This is a genomic window from Pseudomonas sp. GD04158, assembly GCF_029834875.1.
GTDB classification, from domain to species: Bacteria; Pseudomonadota; Gammaproteobacteria; order Pseudomonadales; family Pseudomonadaceae; genus Aquipseudomonas; species Aquipseudomonas hydrolytica.
In genome coordinates this window covers 75,505-94,194 of record NZ_JAODYT010000005.1, presented here as the reverse complement: position 1 = coordinate 94,194, position 18,690 = coordinate 75,505, and the positions used below count along the sequence as shown (strand labels likewise).

Below are 18,690 nucleotides of genomic sequence, written 5' to 3'. Positions count from 1 at the left end.
GTCAGCGGCGTTTTTTCGGGCGCTGCGCCGGTGGCCGGGGCAGGCCGTCCTTGCCCTGACGCGGAGAGCGGCCTTTGCGCGGCGCCGGGCGCTCGTCGTCGATGGCGAATGCCGGGTCCTGATAACCACCCGGGCCGGCGGCCTGCTCCAGATCGGCCACCATGCGCCGGATACGGTCAGCGAGTTTCTCCGAACTCAGGCTTTCGCGAAAGCGTTCCACCAGCAGGGGGAAGGCGAACGGCGTGGCGCGCTTGACGGTACGGATATCCAGCCGGCGCGATTGCAGACGCTGCAGGGTGTGTTGCAGGCGCTGCACGTCCAGCTCCTGGCGCAGCACTTCTTCCTGGGCCTGGCCGAGCAGCAGGTTGCCCGGGTCGTACTGGCTGAACACGTCGAAGAACAGTCCACTGGAGGCCTGTAGCTGGCGGGTGCTCTTCGGCGCGCCGGGGTAGCCGCTGAACACCAGGCCGGCGATGCGGGCGATCTCGCGAAAGCGCCGGCGCGCCAGCTCCCCGGCGTTGAGGCTGGCGAGCACGTCGGAGAGCAAGTCGTCCGTGCTGAACAGCGCGGGCGTGAGCCGCGCGGCGAAATCCACCTCGCTGGGGCACAGCAGCTCCAGGCCATAGTCATTGATCGCAATGGAAACGCTCAGCGGTTGTTCGCGGGCCAGGCGCCAGGCCAGCAAGCTGGCCAGCCCCAGATGCACCGAACGACCGGCGAAGGGGTAGAGGAACAGATGCCAGCCTTCGCGGGACTTGAGCACCTCCGCCAGCAGGGTGGCGGCGCCGGGCAGGGCGGACCAGGCCTGCTGCACGTCGAGCAATGGGCGCAGCAGCTGCATCTCCGGGCCGACGTATTCTTCCTGGGCAGCGGCGTCGAGCTTGGCCAGCACGGCGTCCGCCAGTTCGCTGGAGAGCGGCATGCGTCCGCCGTTCCAGCGCGGGATCGCGGCCTTGCGGCTGGTGGCGCGGCGCACGTAGACGGTCATGTTTTCCACCCGCACCAGTTCCAGCGGGCGACCGGCGAAGAGGAAGGTATCGCCGGGGCGCAGACGGGCGATGAAACCTTCCTCGACGCTGCCCAGAGAGCCTCCGCCACCGCCCTTGCTCCAGTATTTCACCGCCAGGCTGGCGTCGCTGACGATGGTGCCGATGCTCATGCGATGACGCCGCGCCAGGCGTGCATCGGGCACCTGCCACAGGCCGCTGGCGTCCGGCTCGGCGCGGCGGTAATCGGGGTAGGCGGTCAGCGAATGGCCGCCGTGGCGGATGAAGGCCAATGCCCACTGCCACTCGTCATCGCTGAGGCTGCGGTAGGCCCAGGCGCTGCGCACCTCGGCCAGCATGGCATCGGCGTGGAAACCGCCGCCCAGGGCCATGCTCACCAGGTGCTGGACCAGCACGTCGAGCGGTTTGTCCGGCGAAAGCCGTGCCTCGACCTTGCGCTCGGCCACGGCGCTTTGTGCGGCGGCCGCTTCCAGCACTTCCAGGCTATGGGTGGGCACCAGCGTGGCGCGGGACGGGCGCCCCGGGGCATGGCCGGAGCGGCCGGCGCGCTGCATGAGGCGGGCCACACCCTTGGGTGAGCCGATCTGCAGCACCCGTTCCACCGGCAGGAAATCCACCCCGAGGTCCAGGCTCGAGGTGCAGACCACGGCTTTCAGTCGGCCTTCCTTGAGCGCCTGTTCGACCCAGTCGCGCACCTCCTGCGACAGCGAGCCGTGGTGCAGGGCGAGCAGGCCGGCCCAGTCCGGGCGCGCCTCGAGCAGGGCCTGGTACCAGCTTTCCGCCTGCGAGCGGGTGTTGGTGAACACCAGTGCGGTGCTGCTGGCCTCCAGCTCCTCGACCACCTGCGGCAGCATGCGCAGTCCCAGGTGCCTGGCCCAGGGAAAGCGCTCCAGGCCGGCCGGCAGCAGGCTGTCGATGCGCAGATCCTTGGCCAGCTTGCCCTGCACCAGGCGCCCGGCGGGCATCAGCACCTCGCGGGCATGTTCGAGATTGCCGAGAGTGGCGGACAGCGCCCATACCAGCAGCGACGGATGCCAAAGGCGCAGGCGTGCGAGGGCCAGTTGCAGTTGCACGCCGCGCTTGTTGCCGAGCAGCTCGTGCCACTCGTCGATCACCACCATGCGCAGGTGGGCGAAGGCGTCGCGGGCATCGGCGCGGGTCAGCAGCAGGGTCAGGCTTTCCGGCGTGGTGATCAGCGTACTCGGCAGCTTGCGGCTCTGCCGGGCGCGTTCGGCACTACTGGTGTCGCCGGTGCGCAGGCCGATGTCCCAGGGAATCTGCAGTTCATCCAGCGGCGCCTGCAGGGCGCGCGCGGTGTCGGCGGCGAGCGCGCGCATCGGGGTGATCCACAGCACCGTCAGCGGCGCCATGACCGGTTTCTTACGCGGGCGAGGGCTGGTGGTCTCGGCAGGAGAGGGCGTGGCGAAACGCTCCAGGGCCGCGAACCACAGGGCGTAGGTCTTGCCGGCTCCGGTGGAGGCGTGCAACAGGCCGGACTCGCCTGCCTTGACCGCCTGCCAGACCTCCCTCTGAAAGGCGAAGGGCTTCCAGCCGCGCTGGGCGAACCAGGCGCCGGATAGGCTGCGGCGGCTAACGGGTTGATCCATCAGAGCAGCCCTTGCAGCGTGGCCAGGGTGTCGGCGTCCTCCACCCGCTTGTCGGTACGCCAGCGCAGCATGCGCGGAAAGCGTACGGCGACGCCGCTCTTGTGCCGCTTGGACAGGGCGATGCCCTCGAAACCCAGCTCGAACACCAGGGTCGGAGTGACGCTGCGCACCGGGCCGAATTTCTCCACGGTGGTTTTGCGGATGATCGCATCGACCTTGCGCATCTCGTCGTCGGTGAGGCCCGAGTAGGCCTTGGCGAAGGGCACCAGCACGCGCTCGCCAGGCGTGGAGTCGTCCCACACGGCGAAGGTGTAGTCGCTGTACAGACTGGCCCGGCGACCGTGGCCGCGCTGGGCATAGATCAGCACCGCGTCGACGCTGAACGGGTCGATCTTCCACTTCCACCACAGGCCCAGATCGCGGGTGCGGCCGACCCCGTACAGGGAGTCGCGGCGCTTGAGCATCATGCCTTCTACGCCCAGCTCACGGGAGGCTTCGCGCTGGCGGGCAAAGTCCTGCCAGTCGCGGCCGGTGAGTTGCGGCGAGAGCTGCAGACGGGCATCGCCGACCTCCGCCACCAGCAGTTCCAGGCGGGCGCGGCGCTCGTCCTGGGGGCGCGAGCGCCAGTCTTCGCCACGCCATTCCAGCAGGTCGTAGGCCAGCAGCGCGGCGGGTACCTCTTCCAGCAGTTTCTTGCTCAGGGTCTTGCGGCCGATGCGCTGTTGCAGCAGGGCGAAGGGCTGAATGCCGAACACCGCGCCGCTGCCTGGGGTGGGCTCCTTCCAGGCCACCAGCTCGCCATCGAGCACGCTACCGTCCGGCAGCGCCTCTGCCAGTTCGCGCAGCTCCGGGAAACGCTCGGTGATCAGCTCCTCGCCGCGGGACCACAGCCACAGGCGCCCGTCGCGCTTGACCAGCTGCGCGCGAATGCCGTCCCACTTCCATTCCACCAGCCAGTCGCTGGCCGGCCCCAGCTGAGCGTCGAACTGTTCCAGCGGCTGCTGCAGCGGATGGGCGAGGAAGAAGGGGTAGGGCTGGCCGCCGCGCTGGGCGTGTTCGTCCTCCGACTCGGCGGCGATCAGCGCCAGGTAGCGCTGTGCGGTCGGCCGATGCGACAGATCGGTGTACCCCACCAGCCGCTGCGCCACACGCTTGGCGTCGATCTGCGCCAGGCCGGCCAGGGCACGGGTCACCAGCAGTTTGGAGACGCCGACGCGAAAGGCGCCGGTGAGCAGCTTGAGGCTGACCATCAGGCTTTGTCGATCCAGCTGCGCCCATAAAGGTGGCAGACGCTCGGCCAGCTCCGCGGGCGGCAGGCCGCGCAGGGGCAGCAGTTGTTCTTCCAGCCACCAGGCCAGCCCCTGTTCGGAGGCGTGCTGCGATTCGGGCAGGAGCAGGGCGATGGTTTCCGCCAGATCGCCGACGGCCTGGTAGCTCTCCTCGAACAGCCAGTCGGACAGGCCGGAAAGCCGGGTGGCCAGCTCGCGCAGCACCCGCGTCGGCACCACCTGACGTGGGCGGCCGCCGGCCAGAAAGTACACCGCCCAGGCCGCATCCGCTGACGGCGCTTCGGCGAAATACTCCTGCATCGCCTGCAGCTTGGCGTTGCTCGAGGTGGTGGCGTCCAGCCGCGCGTAGAGTTCGGCGAAGGCTTTCATGGGCTCGGCTCCACGTCGTCTTCATCGCCGTATTCGGTCTGGAAGGCGCGGGCATCGAGGCCTTGCTCGCGCAGATGACGCACCAGCACGTTGACCTGGCCATGGGTGACCATCACCCGTTCGGCACCGGTCTGCTCGATGGCCCACAGCAGGCCGGGCCAGTCGGCGTGGTCGGAGAGGGCGAAGCCGCGGTCCACGCCACGCCGCCGGCGCGTGCCGCGCAGCAGCATCCAGCCGCTGGCGAAGGCGTCGCTGTAGTCGCCGAAACGGCGCATCCAGGTACTGCCGCCGGCCGAGGGCGGCGCGAGGATCAGCGCCTGGCGCAGCAGCGGGTCGTTCCTGGCGATATCACCGGCGTAACGGGTTGGCGGCAGGTGTACGCCGCCGGCGCGATACACCTCGTTCAGTGGCTCGACGGCGCCGTGCACCAGGATCGGCCCGATGCTGGCGTCGATGCCGTGGAGAATGCGCTGGGCCTTGCCGAAGGCGTAGGCGAACAGCACGCTGGCCTTGCCGGCGGCGGCATTGGCGCGCCACCAGGCGTCGATACCGGCGAAGATCTCGGCCTGCGATGGCCAGCGGTAGATCGGCAGGCCGAAGGTGGATTCGCTGATGAAGGTATGGCAACGCACCGGCTCGAAGGGTGCGCAGGTGCCGTCCGGCTCGACCTTGTAATCCCCGGAAGCGACCCAGACTTCGCCCTGGTATTCCAGACGCACCTGCGCCGAACCGAGCACGTGCCCGGCGGGATGAAAGCTCAGGGTTACACCGTGGTGCTCGAGGCGTTCGCCGTAGGCCAGGGTCTGCAGGCGGATATCGTCGCCCAGGCGCGAGCGCAGAATGCCTTCACCGGGCGCCGCCGCCAGATAATGACCATTGCCGCGGCGGGCGTGATCGCCATGGGCATGGGTGATGATCGAGCGTTCCACCGGTCGCCACGGATCGATGTAGAAATCACCGGGCGGACAGTAAAGACCTTCGGGACGGGCAACGACCAGATCCATGAAATCCTCTTGGTGGCTTGCTAGAGCTTAGAACGCCCGGGAGGAGATTAGGTTCGGATTTCAGGCGGGGCCAGGCTCAGCTGGGCATCTGCCGTCTCGGCAAGCACGGCCGAACTCCAATCGCCGAAGCATGCTCAGTGGCCTGCGCCCTGTCGATCGACCGATGAGAGAGCAGAATGCGGGTTGCCATGAAAGGTCGTCTGACCTGCCCGGGCCATGCCAACGCCTGAGTATTAAGTTTGCCTTCAAGGCTCTTGCACCATTGTGCGGTTTTCCGAAGCGTAACGGCTATCTAGTCTTCTTCCGATGGATAAGACGAGGAGATAGCTATGCGCAAGATCCCTGTTGTTACTGCCATCACAAGCGGTCTGTTGTTGCTACCGATGGCCCATGCCGATGTAACCCAGTTGCTGCAGAACAACGCTTGCACGGCATGTCATCAGCCTGCAGCACGCACAGTGGGCCCTTCCTGGCAGGAGATAGCGCAACGTTACGGGGACGGCAGCAAGAGTGCCGAACAACTTGGCAGCAGCATAAAGAGTGGTAGCTCAGGCTCTTGGGGCGCCATACCTATGCCTGCGCAGGCCCAGCTCAGTGATGCCGATGCAACGAGCATCGCTGAATGGATTTTGACTGCACCTCACCAGTAAAGACGGCACCTTCCCATAACACTGACCCGCCAGATGCGCCCCCGAGCGCCTCGAGGAGGCGGGCTCCAATCGGATTAGCGAGGACTCCCTCATGGCCCACATGATTAAGGTCAACGGCAAAGAGCACCAGGTGGATGTCGATGACGATACCCCGCTACTGTGGGTGCTACGCGATGTGCTCGGGATGACCGGCACCAAGTTCGGATGCGGCATGGCATTGTGCGGCGCATGCACCGTGCACATGAATGGAAACGCGGTGCGCTCGTGCATTATGCCGATCAATGCGGTGGTGGGTTCCGAGATCACGACCATCGAAGCGATTGGGGAAACGCCGGCCGGCAAACGCATACAGGACGCCTGGTTGGCTCATGAGGTGGTCCAGTGTGGCTACTGCCAGTCGGGTCAGATCATGTCCGCCAGCGCTTTGCTGGCGCGCAATGCCAATCCAAGCGACAGCGACATCGACGGCGCGATGGCCGGCAATATCTGTCGCTGCGGAACCTACGTACGCATACGCGAAGCCATCAAGTCTGCTGCCGGGCAGCCCGTTGCGCAGGTGGAGGGGTAATCATGAACAGTTTGCAGGACTTCCCCATGAAAACCTCGTCCCAAGAGCCCCTGGCCCTGAGCCGGCGTCATTTCCTCAAAGCCAGTGCTGCGGTCGGGGGCGGGCTGTTGATCAGCTTCTCGCTGCCCCCGCTGATGCGCGATGCTCAGGCTTCGACAGGGAGGAGTTTCGCGCCCAACGCCTATGTCCGTATTGATCGCGAAGGCGGTATCTACCTCACGATCCAGCCAGTGGAAATGGGGCAGGGGACTTACACCTCCATGCCAGCGCTGATTGCCGAAGAGCTTGAAGTCGGCCTTGAACAGGTGCACATCGAGCATGCGCCAGCCGATGACAAGCGTTATCCAAATCCCATGCTTGGTTTCCAGGTAACCGGTGGCTCGACCTCGGTACCCGGCAACTGGAAACCCCTGCGCGAGGCAGGAGCTGCTGCTCGGGTACTACTTGTCGCCGCTGCCGCCCAGCAATGGGGAGTCGCGCCTGACAGTTGCAGAGCTGAGGCAGGCGAGGTGTTGCATCCCTCCAGTGGACGCAAGTTAGGCTACGGCGAACTGGTGGACGCCGCGGCCAAACTGCCGTTGCCGGAAACGATTCCGCTGAAGGATCCCAAGGATTTCAAGCTTATAGGCACACCGGCCAAGCGCACCGATTCGCCTAGCAAGGTCAATGGCACGGCGGTGTTTGGCATCGACGTACACCCCGAGGGTATGAAGGTGGCAGCGATCACCATATGCCCCGTGGTCGGCGGAACACTCGATGCGGTCGACTCCGCCCCGGCGATGGCTGTGCGTGGGGTGCGCGAGGTGATTCGCACCGATAATGCGGTAGCGGTCATCGCCGATCACATGGGCGCAGCGCGCAAGGGCTTGGCTGCTCTGCAGATCAAGTGGAACCCTGGGGCGAATGCCCAGCTTTCCAGCGCGCAGTTGTTGAGCGATATCCAAAAGGCTTCAGAGCAAGCGGGAGTCGAAGTCCGCAACGATGGCAATGCCGAAGAGGCGCTGCAGAAAGCGGCAACGCGACTGGACGTGGTCTATCAGGTGCCGTTTCTTGCTCACGCCTGCCTGGAGCCGGTCAACTGTACCGTGCATGTCCGCAAGGATGCCTGTGACATCTGGGTGGGCATTCAGGTGCCAGCTCGCGCCAAGACAGCTGCGGCAGAGTTGACCGGTCTGCCCGAGGAGGCCGTGCAGGTTCACAACCATCTCATCGGCGGAGGGTTTGGCCGGCGCCTGGAAATCGATTTCGTGATCCACGCGGTGAAGATCGCCAAGCAGGTCGATTACCCGGTCAAGGTCATCTGGTCTCGCGAAGAGGATACCCGCCACAGCACGCTGCGACCGTTTCATTACAACCATCTGAGCGCCGGACTGGATGAGCAGAATCGTCCAGTAGCCTGGACGCACAAGGTCACCGGCGGCTCCATCCTGGCACGCTGGGCCCCACCGGCCTTCGTCAATGGCATCGACCGCGATGCCGTGCGTGATGCCAGCGGGCCGTATGCATTCCCCAACGTCAAGGTGCAGTACGTTCGTCATGAGCCGCCGGCTGGTATCACCCCGGCCTTCTGGCGCGGCGTCGGCCATACGCAGAACGCCTTCATGGTCGAGGGCCTGCTCGATGAGCTGATCCATGTCGCCAAGGCCGATCCTTTCGAGTATCGCTATCCGCTGCTCCAGGAACATCCACGCGCAATCAAGGTGTTGCAGCTGTTGCGAGAGAAGTCCGATTGGGACAGCCCCCTGCCACAGGGCCATGGCCGCGGCCTGGCACTGACCTACTGCTTCAGCACCTATGCGGCGCAGGTGGCCGAGGTCAGCGTGAGTGCCAACGGCGATGTGCGGGTACTGAAGGTCACCACCGTTGTCGACTGCGGCATTCCAATCAATCCCGATAGCGTGGTGGCGCAGATTCAGGGCGGAACCTTCTTCGGTCTTACCGCGGCGCTGTTCGGCGATATCACCTTCAAGGATGGCCGCGTGGAGCAAGGCAACTTCGATACCTACCGGATGCTGCGGATCAATGAGGTTCCAGAGCTGATCACGCATACGGTTGAAAGCAGCGAGGCCCCGGGTGGCCTCGGTGAGGTTTCGACGGTGACTATCGCTCCGGCCGTGGTCAACGCCATATACGCCGCAACCGGCAAGCGCTTGCGCAGTTTGCCCATTAACACGCAGGAGCTGCGTACTACCTGACTGAGTTCAGATGGCCGATAGCGGATCGACAGGGAGCATGGTCAGCCGCGCAGGGTGGGCACGCAATCGTGAATAGGTGCTTCACGCATCCTGAGCATGCCCCCCTGGCGTCCGTTCGTATACGCGGTCAGTTCCGACAACACCGATAGCGCCACGCTCTCGGGCGTGTCGCCGCCTAAATCCAGGCCCATGGGGTAATGCAGGCGCTCATAGCCCGGATAATGCCGACTTGAGGGGCCGATATCGGCGAGTAGCCGCTCGGTGCGGCTACGTGGGCCCAACTGGCCGATGTAACGTGGCCGCATGCGCAGTGCGTGCTCCAACCAGTGCCTGTCCTGGCGGTAGCTATGCGACATGATCACTACTGCAGCTGCATTGAGTATCGCGCCCAGGTCCGCTTGTTGCTCCAGCTCCAGATGCACCACCTGAACGGCGCCGGGAAAGCGCTCCTTGCGAGCAAAATGCCTGCGGGCGTCAATCACCGTAACCTGCCAGCCGTGCTGGGAAGCCAGACTTACCAGCGGCTGCGCATCGTGACCCGCACCGAAAACTACCAATCTAGGAGGCGGCATCAGGTACTCGAACAGCACCTCCACCTCGCCACCCTCCAGGCTATAACGCTGGCGGGCCGAGCGTTGATGCAGCATGACGGCCCGCAAGTCGACCTCCAGCGCTTTCGCGAGGGAGTCCTGGCGGATGCTTAGGTGCACAACACCGGTTGGATCGATCGCGACTCGGTCGGCCAGGCGAACGCTCTCATCGCTGCTCGCGATCACTGTGGCAAGAGCCGCCGGAGCGCCCAGTCTGTGGACTTGCCGCAACAGACAGAGCGGCAAAGGTACTGCGTTGTGTTGAACTCGCTCCAACAGAATATGGACAGTGCCGTTGCAGCCCAGGCCGAAGGTCAGATCCTCTTCCTCGTCGGCTTCGTCACCTTCGGCACCGGTACTGTAAGTGCGGACTGTGGGTTTGCCTGAATCGGTAAGCCACCAGGCTTTGCTGATGAGATCACGCTCCAGACAGCCGCCGCTCACCGTGCCGACAGCACCACCGGCAACCGGGATTAGCATGCGCGCGCCAGGGCGGCGATATGCAGAGCCTTCCACCTTCACCACGGTCGCCAGCACAGCGTCCTGCTTATTCGCCTCCAACTCATCCGTCGCCAGCAACAACTGCATTATGTCTGTCATGACGCCTCGCCGCTTATTCGGTCATTGCGTCGAGTATTGCCCAGCACATGTCGCACCATTAGCCATCGCAACTGCATGACGCTTTAAGAGAGCCTTAACAATGTGGGAGCGCCGGCCTGCCCTCTGGCTTGAACTGCAGCAACCCACACAGGCAAATTGAAGAGCGTGCAGAAAGGTGGTGCTTTAATGCTTGTCAGGTTGCACTCCACGAGGTCCGCCCATGAATCGCAACGATTTACGCCGTGTCGATCTGAACCTGCTGGTGATCTTCGAAACGCTGATGTTCGAGAAGAATCTCACCCGCGCAGCAGAAAAGCTGTTCCTGGGCCAACCCGCGGTCAGCGCCGCTCTGGCGCGATTACGTGATCTCTTCGACGACCCGCTGTTAGTACGCAACGGGCGCGGCTTCGAGCCAACGGCACGCGCACTGGCAATTCTCAAAGAGCTGCAGCCGGCAATGGATACCATCTCCTGCGCGGTCAGCAGGGCCCGCGAATTCAATCCGGCCACTAACCGGGACACGTTCCGCATCGGCCTGTCCGACGATGCAGAGTTCGGACTGTTCCCTGCGCTGCTTAATCAATTGCGGGAAGAAGCGCCAGAAGTCGTGATCGTCGTTCGGCGCGTCAACTTCCTTCTCATGTCGCCCATGCTGGCCTCGGGAGAAATTTCCGTTGGAGTCAGCTACACCGCTGAACTGCCTGCCAACGCGAAACGCCGGAAACTGCGTGAGTTGAAGGTCAAGGTGCTAAGAGGCGATAGTCGTCCTGGGCCGCTGACGCTGGACGATTACTGCGCACGGCCGCATGCACTGGTGTCCTTTTCGGGCGATCTGACTGGCAATATCGATAACGACCTGGCCAAGTTGGGGCGCTCGCGCCGGGTCGTACTGGCGGTACCGCAATTCAGCGGGCTGCGCTCTATTCTGGCCGGGACGGAATTGCTGGCATCGGTGCCCGATTACGCCGCTGCGGCCTTGATCGAAGGAACCCACCTACGCGCCGACGACCCTCCGTTTCCGATAGTGACGTCGGATCTGTCCATGGTCTGGGGTGGGGTAACCGACAATGACCCCGCCGAGCGTTGGCTCAGGAGCAAGATAGTTGAGCACATGAGCGGTTAGCAGTTAGTCAACGATCCGGGCTGCGCTTCGGTCAGATACACACAAAGGTCTGTCATCGGGGGCATGGCCGGTATCTCGAAGTACATCTGCACGAGCCAGCCTCTGTGATAGGTCGCATGATTGACGAGATGCAAAACCATGGCTTCGGCAGTCATGTTGCCGCGATTGCCGGAGACGAAGGCAAAATCGATGCTACGGGCCAATGTCGCTTCGCTCTGCCTGGCATACCACTCAATGAGCCAGTTATCGACCTCCAGTTGAGCTTGACGCAATTCGGAGAGGTCTGGATAGGGCATCGCCTGACGTGACGTGAAACCATGCTCACGGCCTTCCAGGTGGGCTTGCCAGATTCGATCCACCACGTACATATGGTTCAGCACTGCAATGATGGTCTTGATAGGGCCTGCATGTTCGCGAGTGAGTTCCTCGGCGGGGAGTTCAGCGACACTGTTCAGAAAAAGCTTGTCTGCCCAACGCTTGTATTCGATGAGCATGCTGCCCATGGCGGTATTGGCCATGATGAGCCCTCCCAAAAGTCGAGCGGTATCTTTGGTTTCGCGCAAGCCACACGGGTATGGCCGAGGCTCTCAATCAGATCGATCGCGAGCAGATGGAGTGTAGGTACATCACAGACTCACGTCAGGCCTGAGCGACAAGCGAACTGTCGGTTCTGCACCTCGAAATTCCCCGGCGTACTGAAGCCCAACTGATCAATCGCTCTATTCGTAAGTAGCACTTAAAAGCCTCTGAGCTTCCAGGCGTATTGTTCAATCAGCGTCTGCAGTCGACCATCTTCGCCCAAGTCGCGCCGCTGCGATTGAACAGTCTTCGGAGGAACGTTATGGACGCTTACGTCAGACCCATAGCCTATCGCAGGGTGCTTGGTTTCGTAGCCAGCCTCTGGATGCGTCGTAGTGGATACTTCTTTCTCGGTCTGACATTGACGCTGGCCGCCACGGGTTTCGACCTCTTGCTACCCTGGGCATCCGCGCGGTTGATTGAAGGTGTGGCCGAGAGTGCTGACCAGGCGCTTGTCTGGCAGAGCTGGGTAGTGCTTCTGGTGGCCTTTGCGGGGTTTGCGATCAGCCGGAATCTCGCCCACCGTCTATGGATTCCGCTGGCCGCTCGAAACATGCAAACAGTTCTGCTGCAGGGATTCGATCATGTTCTGTCGGCGCCAGCCGATTGGCATGCGACCCAAGCCACCGGCGAGACGGTAAGACGCATACGTCGCGCGATGGACGGGTATGACGCCGTCACTGACGCGACTACCATCCATCTCGGGCCCGCACTGGTGGTGTTGCTTGGCCTGATCGTCATGATCGGCTGGCGAGAGCCTATTGCCGGTGTCTTGGCACTGCTGGTTGCACTGGCCTTCATAGCGAGCAATCTGCTGGTGGGTATGCATTGGATTCGGCCGGCCAGCTTGCAGGCCAATGCTACGGACAGTCATCTCAGCGGAATCGTCGCTGACGTTCTGGCCGCTTCGGTAACGATCAAGGGATTTACGGCAGAACGACGTGAAAGCAATCACATGGAAGAAATTGCCAGACTCTGGGGTAGGTCGTCAGCCACTGCCTGGCGGCGTTTCGTCGATCTGGGGCTGGTGCAAAATCTCCTACTGCTTCTGTTGTTGACGGGTTTGAGCGGCGTAGCGCTCTACACATGGGCGAGGGGCGAGACGGGGCCAGGCGATGTCGCTTTTGCCGTAACGTCTTTTCTTCTGATGGCTGGCTACCTGCGGGGCTTCGGGGAAAACCTGCGAGTTGCGCAGAAGGGCCTGGAGGATGCAGCAGATGCCCTGTTGCTGACGGCTTTGCCGCGAGAGGAAACGCGCGAGCCAGTTCTTGTCGATCTTTCCTGGCGAGGAGAAGTGGTGTTCGATGGGGTGAGCTTTGCCTACCCCCAGGGACGGGTATCCGTGTTGAATCGCCTGGATTTACAGATCAAGCCAGGCGAAACAGTCGCCATTGCCGGCGCCAGCGGGTCTGGAAAGTCCACCATTGCGCGTTTGCTGCAGCGCTTTTACGAGCCTTCAGCTGGGCGCATTCTGCTGGATGGTCACGATATTGCGCAGCTGCCGCTGGCTACGCTGCGACAGCAAGTTTCAGTCGTAACCCAGGAGCCCACGCTTCTGAATCGCTCGATCTGGGAGAACATTGCCTATTCGCGCCCGACGGCCAGCAAGGCGGAGGTGATCGCTGCGGCCAAAGCCGCCTGTGCGCACGACTTTATCCTGCAGTTACCGCATGGCTATGAGACGCAGGTCGGTGCTTACGGCGCGCGTCTCTCCGGCGGTCAGCGCCAACGTTTGGCATTGGCGCGCGCGCTCCTGGTAGATGCCCCCGTACTGATAATGGACGAAGCGACCTCTGCACTCGATCCACAGACCGAAGCCGAGGTGCTGGCGAGCATCGCTGCCTTACGTCCGCAGCAGACCCGTATCGTAATTGCCCATCGGCCTGCGGCCATATTGGCGGCAGATCGAGTCGTGTGGATGAATAAGGGCAGGGTGAGCGAAAACTCGACCAGCGTGCTGTTCTGAAGCCTGCCGTGCGGCATGAATGAGGTTCAGAGCAGTAGCGGTGCTTCGATCTGCTGCTGATGCGTGGCGTCACGCTCGTGGCGCAGAAAGTCGATCAGCGCACGTAGTTTTGCGGGAACGCGGCGACGGTCGGGGTAATAGAGGTGAAGGGCAGGGAGGGTAGGGCTCCAATCGGCCAGCAGACGCACGAGTCGCCCCTGTGCCACCAGCGCCTCGATGTAACCGTTGATCATGTAGGCAACTCCCAGCCCCTCCAAAGCGGCACGCACGAGAATTTCCGAGTCGTTGAGTATCAATCTGCCTCTCGGTGTCAGATCGTACTTTTCATCACCGCGAGAAAAATTCCAGCGCTCGATCTGGCCGCTCGTGGTGTGGCGGTAGCCGATGCAGTTATGCATCGTCAACTGCTGGGGATGCGTCGGTACGCCGTGCTGCACCAGATAAGTAGGCGAGGCAATGACCTGCGCCTGAAGCGTAGGGCCGACAGCGATGGCAACCATGTCTTTTTCGACTGCGTCGCCGAAGCGGATGCCTGCGTCGAAGCCCTGGCTCACGATATCAACCAGAAGATTCTCCACCCGAATTTCCAGGTTGATCTCTGGGTAAGCCGCCATGAAGCGCCGTAACACGGGTTGCAGAATGATCAGATAGGCTGCTCGCGGCACGTTGATCCGCAGCAGGCCTGATGGGTGATCGGCTTCACGGCCCAGTTCCTGGGAGGCCGATTTGAGCAGCTCGAGCGCTGGCTGCACGCGCTCCAAATAACGCTCGCCGATTTCGGTCAGGCAAACGCTGCGGGTAGTGCGGTTGAAAAGCACTAGCCCAAGACGCTGTTCGAGGTTGCGAATGCTCTGGCTTACCGCCGAAGGCGATACTCCGAGTCTCACTGCCGCTGCAGAAAAACCTTTTTCCTCAGCAACGGCAATAAAGGTGAGCAAACCATCTAGGTGGTCTTGACGCATAAGCCGCTCCGGCATCGTTCGGGAGCCGAATGTACTTTATTGCCAGCGTGCCGATTATGCAGATGAGCTTAATAGGGCATGCGGCTAGCTCAGCTGGAATTACAACTAACATATTATTAGAACGGGTCAGTGGAAATTGCCAGCGCCGAATGGGCTCATGAGCCATGTCGACGAGTGTCTCGGGCGAATTCGATGAAGGCCTTGAGCGCCGCCGGAACCTGTCGTCGGCTCGGATAGTAAAGGTGCAATCCGGGATAGAAAGGGCACCAAGACTCCAATACCTGGATCAAGCGCCCCGAAGCGAGATGTTCGCTGACCATGCCCTCGAAAACGTAGGCCAGGCCAACGCCCTGAAGCGCCGGGTCAACCATGAGACCTACGTCGCTCAGAATCAGAGGTCCCTCCACATCGATTTCCAGCTCTACGCCGGCCTGAGAGAACTCCCAGCGATAAAACGAACCGCTGGGAAATCGATGGCGGATGCAAGGTATGCCGTGCAGGTCCTGGGGTTTCTGTGGAGTAGGGTGTTGCCGTAGAAATTCTGGCGAGCCCACGACCACCGAGCGCATGTATGGGCCAATAGCCAGGGATACCATGTCCGCCTCTAGCCGCTCGCCAAACCGCACTCCTGCATCGAAGCCTGCTGAGACCACATCCACCAGCGCATCGTCGGTAACGATGTCCACACGTACGTCTGGGTAGGCCTGAAGAAACTTGCTGACCATTGGCAGCAACACCAGCTGAGCCGCTGGCCGGCCAGCCGTAATGCGCAAGTTGCCGGAAGGCTTGTCACGAAAATTGTTGAGATCCTCCAAGGCATCGTCGATATCGCGAAAGGCTGGCCTGACCCTTGAGTAGAGGCGTTCACCGGCCTCGGTCAGCGCCACACTCCGAGTCGTGCGGTTGAACAGGCGTACCCCCAGGCGGGTTTCCAGTGTTCGTAGTGCGTGACTCAATGCCGATGGCGAGAGCCCGAGGTCAATCGCAGCCCGGCTAAGACTGAGGTGCTGAGCGATGCTGAGAAAGATCGACAGATCTGCCGCGGATACTGGCTTCATATATGAGCGAAATTCACAAGGCCATTCAATTTTATTGGGATTATCACAGCAATAACGGGATTTTAAAGTGGCGTCAACTCATCAAGAAGGCCCGCAATGGTGCAGGCCAAAGACAGGAGGAGTTGATATGCGTACTTGGTTCATTACTGGTGCTTCCCGCGGTCTTGGCTCTCTGATTGCAGAACACGCTCTGCGTGCTGGTGACGCGGTAATTGCTACGGCCCGCAAACCTGAAGAAGTCGTGTCGCGCCTTGGCAACCATCCCAAGCTGCTGGCGGTGCGTCTGGACGTGACCAGCGAAAGCGAAACCCAGCAGGCCGTGGCTGAGGGCATCAAGCGCTTCGGGCGTATCGATGTCGTGATCAACAACGCCGGTTTCGGCGTGCTTGGCGCAGTCGAGGAGACGAGCGCCAGCGAAACCGAGCGCCTGTTCGCCACCAACGTGTTCGGCGTGTTGAATGTGATCAGAGCGGTACTGCCGCACATGCGTCGCCAACGTTCCGGCCACATCATCAACATTTCCTCCATTGGTGGTTATCAGGCGTACGTAGGGTGGGGCGTATACGGCTCGACGAAGTTCGCCATAGAAGGCATCACTGAGGCGCTGCATCAGGAGGTCGCGCCGCTGGGCATTCACGCGACCGTGGTCGAGCCGGGCTTTTTCCGTACCGACTTTCTCGACGAGCAATCGCTGATCAAGACCGCACTGGAACTGGCCGACTATGACGACACGGTTGGCGCAATGCGGCGCTTCGCGAAGGACTACAACCACACCCAACTAGGCGATCCGGTGAAATTTGCCGAAGCCATGCTCGCTTTGGTCAACGCGCCCAAGCCGCCTCAGCGCCTGCCGCTTGGCAGCGATACCGTGGCTCGTATCGAAGCAAAGAACGAGTTTGTCGTCAGCGAACTGAACGAGTGGCGAGACCTGGCCATGTCGACCGATTTCCAGGCCTGAAGTGACCGCCCAAATCCTGTTGAGGAAAGTCTCATGAAAAGCATCATGTTCTTTGCACTCGGCGCCCTGATGACCACTCAGGCGATGGCAGCCGCCAAAGCCAGCACACCGGCGCCAGACGCAGCGAGCGATTACTACTACGGCATGCATCTGGATGTGGCTCGCGTGGTATCGCATGGGGAAATTCCAAACGTCTGCCGTGCGGTGCCGGTGGAGATGACCTATGAAGACTCGCAAGGCGTGCAGCACACTATCCGTTATCAGGTGATGGGGACCGGTTGCAGCGGAGGCTGACTGCCAAGTTGGAAGACCAGAGAGAAACCGGGCTCGTCCCGGTTTCTTTTTTACGTCGAAAGCGGAGCCTCTACCTCGGCGATCTGCGTAACGCATATTCGCATAATGTATATTATGTTAAATTACGTATATCCATGAGGGCCTGTGCAGCCCCCACGTTTTAGTGATCTGAACTAAAGATTCGAATTTCTGGTAACTACAGATTCGAAACGGGATTGAGCTCTCCGTTTCTAACCTTCGGTTCACTCTGTGCCCTCCCGTTTCCAATCTTTGGTTCACGAAAAAATCCGATTTCTAATCTTCAGTTCATGGATTGCCGTTCCATTTCGAATCTTTGGTTCACGTGTTTCGCCGTTTCTAATCTTCAGTTCACCGGAGCGTCCATTCGATTCGGTCACGCATCTCTCGATCAGTTGATCCCCTAAGCACCCGGTACTAGCCTGAATGAGTACAACGCACGTCGCGCTCGGGTACGCACGCCGATGGCTCTTAGGGCTTAGAGCCGGGATCAACGTCATGAAGATCGCGCCACAACCTCTTTTTGAGGTGCTTACTCGCTTCAAAAAGCTCGAGTTTCAATCCCCAGAGCTGCGATATGAGCTACCTGAGGTGCGCGCATTTCTGGAAGGGTTTCCAGCGGCGTTTCGCGCCAAGGAGGGATACGTTGCAGTACGTGCTTTCCTAAAAACCTGCAGCGACAACGAGACAACATTCAACAGCTACCGAAATCATGCAGAGTGCTTACTTCTTTGGTCGCTCCTGGAGGCCCAGAAGCCGCTCCTCGAGTTAAACCACTCGGATAGCAAGAGCTTCATAGCATTCTGCCTTAAACCGCCGAACAGCTGGGTTGGGCCGGTCGTAAGGGGTAGGTTCACTCGCATTGGCAGTAGGATGGCGCATGAGTCAGACAGCTACATGGTCAATGGAGACTGGCGGCCGTTCAATTGGCACAGTCCAAAACGCGATCGATCTGCCTCCTCAGGATCCGCACCTCCTCCGCTATCCGGTCCACCAGTGGGCCTATCTCAGGCAAGCCTTAATAAGTGCATATCTGTGTGCAAATGCCTCTTTGTCTATGCCGTTGGTGAGGATCTAACCAACGTCAACCCATTCGCATCTAGACGCCTTCCTACTCGTGGAGGCCGTATCCTGCGGAACGATGGAGCGCGTTCGCTGAGCAAGGATCAATGGCTATACGTGATTGATACAGCAGCTGGTATGGCTTCAGAAGACGTCCGACATGAGCGGACGTTATTCATCCTCGCCACCGTTTACGCCATGTACCTGAACGTATCCGATTTATCAGGTACAGGGCGCGACGCTCCGGCGATGAAGGATTTTCGCAGGGACGCTGCTGGTCTCTGGTGGCTCTATTTGCGTAAAGGCGGCCGGTTGATAGACAGAGTTCGTGCGCCGCAGGAGTACCTGGATGTTTACCTTGCACGTTACCGGCGCATTTTAAACCTACCTCCCCTGCCCTCCGACGACGAGGCCGTACCTCTGCTATGTACCCTGGGAGGGCGACCAGGATTGTCCGACCACCACATCCGCGGACTCCTCCAGCCGGTGTTTGATTTAGCCCTTGTTCGAATGCGGCAGGACGGGTGGAGTGAAATGGAGGTTGATCAGTTACGATCGGCATCGCTCCAGTGGATCCGTAACACCTCTGCCAGGCTTGCCTCACCGAACCTCAATGTTTTGGAGTTACAAGCCGCTCTTCGCATCCGTGATGTAATCCGCTACACCGCCACGGTGCCTAATGAAGAAAGTGACAGCTAAGGGACCTGCTGCCCGCCTAAATCTGCAAATAAATCTGCAGAACAGCACATCTGCCGGCACTGGAACCCTTATTCTAGAGGCCTTAAGCTGTC

At 61.3% G+C, this 18,690-nt stretch carries 15 protein-coding genes; 8 read left to right on the top strand and 7 right to left on the bottom strand.

The features are described from left to right. Nucleotide 1: 1 nt before the first annotated feature. Genes N7333_RS03705 through N7333_RS03695 form a run of 3 tightly spaced genes read right to left on the bottom strand, consistent with a single transcriptional unit; the run spans nucleotide 2 to nucleotide 5,276 of the window. Nucleotides 2-2,614, bottom strand: coding sequence for a ligase-associated DNA damage response DEXH box helicase (locus N7333_RS03705; protein ID WP_279858499.1), 2,613 nt, complete (start codon nucleotides 2,612-2,614; stop codon nucleotides 2-4). Next, nucleotides 2,614-4,272, bottom strand: coding sequence for an ATP-dependent DNA ligase (locus N7333_RS03700; protein WP_129482737.1), 1,659 nt, complete (start codon nucleotides 4,270-4,272; stop codon nucleotides 2,614-2,616). Before N7333_RS03700 ends, N7333_RS03705 begins: the two co-directional genes overlap by 1 nt. Then, the gene (locus tag N7333_RS03695; RefSeq protein WP_003246911.1) at nucleotides 4,269-5,276 is read right to left on the bottom strand and encodes a ligase-associated DNA damage response exonuclease; all 1,008 of its coding nucleotides are present in this window, start codon (nucleotides 5,274-5,276) and stop codon (nucleotides 4,269-4,271) included. The genes N7333_RS03700 and N7333_RS03695 overlap by 4 nt, the downstream gene beginning before the upstream one ends. Before the next feature lie 329 nt (nucleotides 5,277-5,605). On the opposite strand from N7333_RS03695, the gene N7333_RS03690 reads away from it, so the two are divergent. The 3 genes from N7333_RS03690 to N7333_RS03680 all read left to right on the top strand — a co-directional run bounded on the left by N7333_RS03690 (nucleotide 5,606) and on the right by N7333_RS03680 (nucleotide 8,689). Continuing rightward, complete coding sequence (locus N7333_RS03690) at nucleotides 5,606-5,926, top strand: c-type cytochrome (RefSeq protein WP_012018592.1); 321 nt, start codon at nucleotides 5,606-5,608, stop codon at nucleotides 5,924-5,926. Nucleotides 5,927-6,017: 91 nt separating this feature from the next. Then, a complete protein-coding gene (locus N7333_RS03685) occupies nucleotides 6,018-6,494 on the top strand; it encodes a (2Fe-2S)-binding protein (RefSeq protein ID WP_041773080.1) in 477 nt (158 codons plus the stop codon). 2 nt (nucleotides 6,495-6,496) lie between these two features. Then, complete coding sequence (locus N7333_RS03680; RefSeq protein WP_129482736.1) at nucleotides 6,497-8,689, top strand: molybdopterin cofactor-binding domain-containing protein; 2,193 nt, start codon at nucleotides 6,497-6,499, stop codon at nucleotides 8,687-8,689. Between the two features lie 41 nt (nucleotides 8,690-8,730). Here N7333_RS03680 and N7333_RS03675 read toward each other — a convergent pair whose 3' ends face one another. Next, nucleotides 8,731-9,867, bottom strand: a complete 1,137-nt coding sequence (locus N7333_RS03675; RefSeq protein ID WP_252576767.1) for an XdhC/CoxI family protein — start codon at nucleotides 9,865-9,867, stop codon at nucleotides 8,731-8,733. 232 nt (nucleotides 9,868-10,099) lie between these two features. On the opposite strand from N7333_RS03675, the gene N7333_RS03670 reads away from it, so the two are divergent. Further along, nucleotides 10,100-11,002: a LysR family transcriptional regulator gene (locus N7333_RS03670; protein ID WP_252576766.1), complete on the top strand. Its 903-nt coding sequence runs from the start codon at nucleotides 10,100-10,102 to the stop codon at nucleotides 11,000-11,002. On the opposite strand, the gene N7333_RS03665 is transcribed toward N7333_RS03670, so the two are convergent. Further along, nucleotides 10,999-11,520 (bottom strand): DinB family protein, encoded by a 522-nt coding sequence (locus tag N7333_RS03665; protein ID WP_012018597.1) that lies wholly within the window; start codon nucleotides 11,518-11,520, stop codon nucleotides 10,999-11,001. The two genes, N7333_RS03670 and N7333_RS03665, sit on opposite strands and share 4 nt — an antisense overlap. A gap of 323 nt (nucleotides 11,521-11,843) precedes the next feature. Between N7333_RS03665 and N7333_RS03660 the strand changes: the two genes are divergently transcribed. After that, complete coding sequence (locus N7333_RS03660; protein WP_129482734.1) at nucleotides 11,844-13,547, top strand: ABC transporter ATP-binding protein; 1,704 nt, start codon at nucleotides 11,844-11,846, stop codon at nucleotides 13,545-13,547. A gap of 26 nt (nucleotides 13,548-13,573) precedes the next feature. Here N7333_RS03660 and N7333_RS03655 read toward each other — a convergent pair whose 3' ends face one another. Further along, entirely contained in the window at nucleotides 13,574-14,509 is a 936-nt protein-coding gene (locus tag N7333_RS03655; protein ID WP_012018599.1) for a LysR family transcriptional regulator, read from the bottom strand. A 155-nt stretch (nucleotides 14,510-14,664) separates the two neighbouring features. After that, a complete protein-coding gene (locus tag N7333_RS03650; RefSeq protein WP_129482733.1) occupies nucleotides 14,665-15,567 on the bottom strand; it encodes a LysR family transcriptional regulator in 903 nt (300 codons plus the stop codon). A gap of 127 nt (nucleotides 15,568-15,694) precedes the next feature. Between N7333_RS03650 and N7333_RS03645 the strand changes: the two genes are divergently transcribed. The 3 genes from N7333_RS03645 (at nucleotide 15,695) to N7333_RS03635 (ending at nucleotide 18,598) form a co-directional block, all read left to right on the top strand. After that, complete coding sequence (locus N7333_RS03645) at nucleotides 15,695-16,525, top strand: oxidoreductase (protein WP_129482732.1); 831 nt, start codon at nucleotides 15,695-15,697, stop codon at nucleotides 16,523-16,525. 33 nt (nucleotides 16,526-16,558) lie between these two features. After that, a complete protein-coding gene (locus tag N7333_RS03640) occupies nucleotides 16,559-16,819 on the top strand; it encodes a DUF2790 domain-containing protein (protein WP_129482731.1) in 261 nt (86 codons plus the stop codon). Nucleotides 16,820-18,016: 1,197 nt separating this feature from the next. Beyond that, nucleotides 18,017-18,598 carry a hypothetical protein gene (locus N7333_RS03635; RefSeq protein WP_279858497.1) on the top strand — a complete coding sequence of 194 codons (582 nt, stop codon included), beginning with the start codon at nucleotides 18,017-18,019 and terminating at the stop codon, nucleotides 18,596-18,598. Nucleotides 18,599-18,690: the final 92 nt, after the last annotated feature.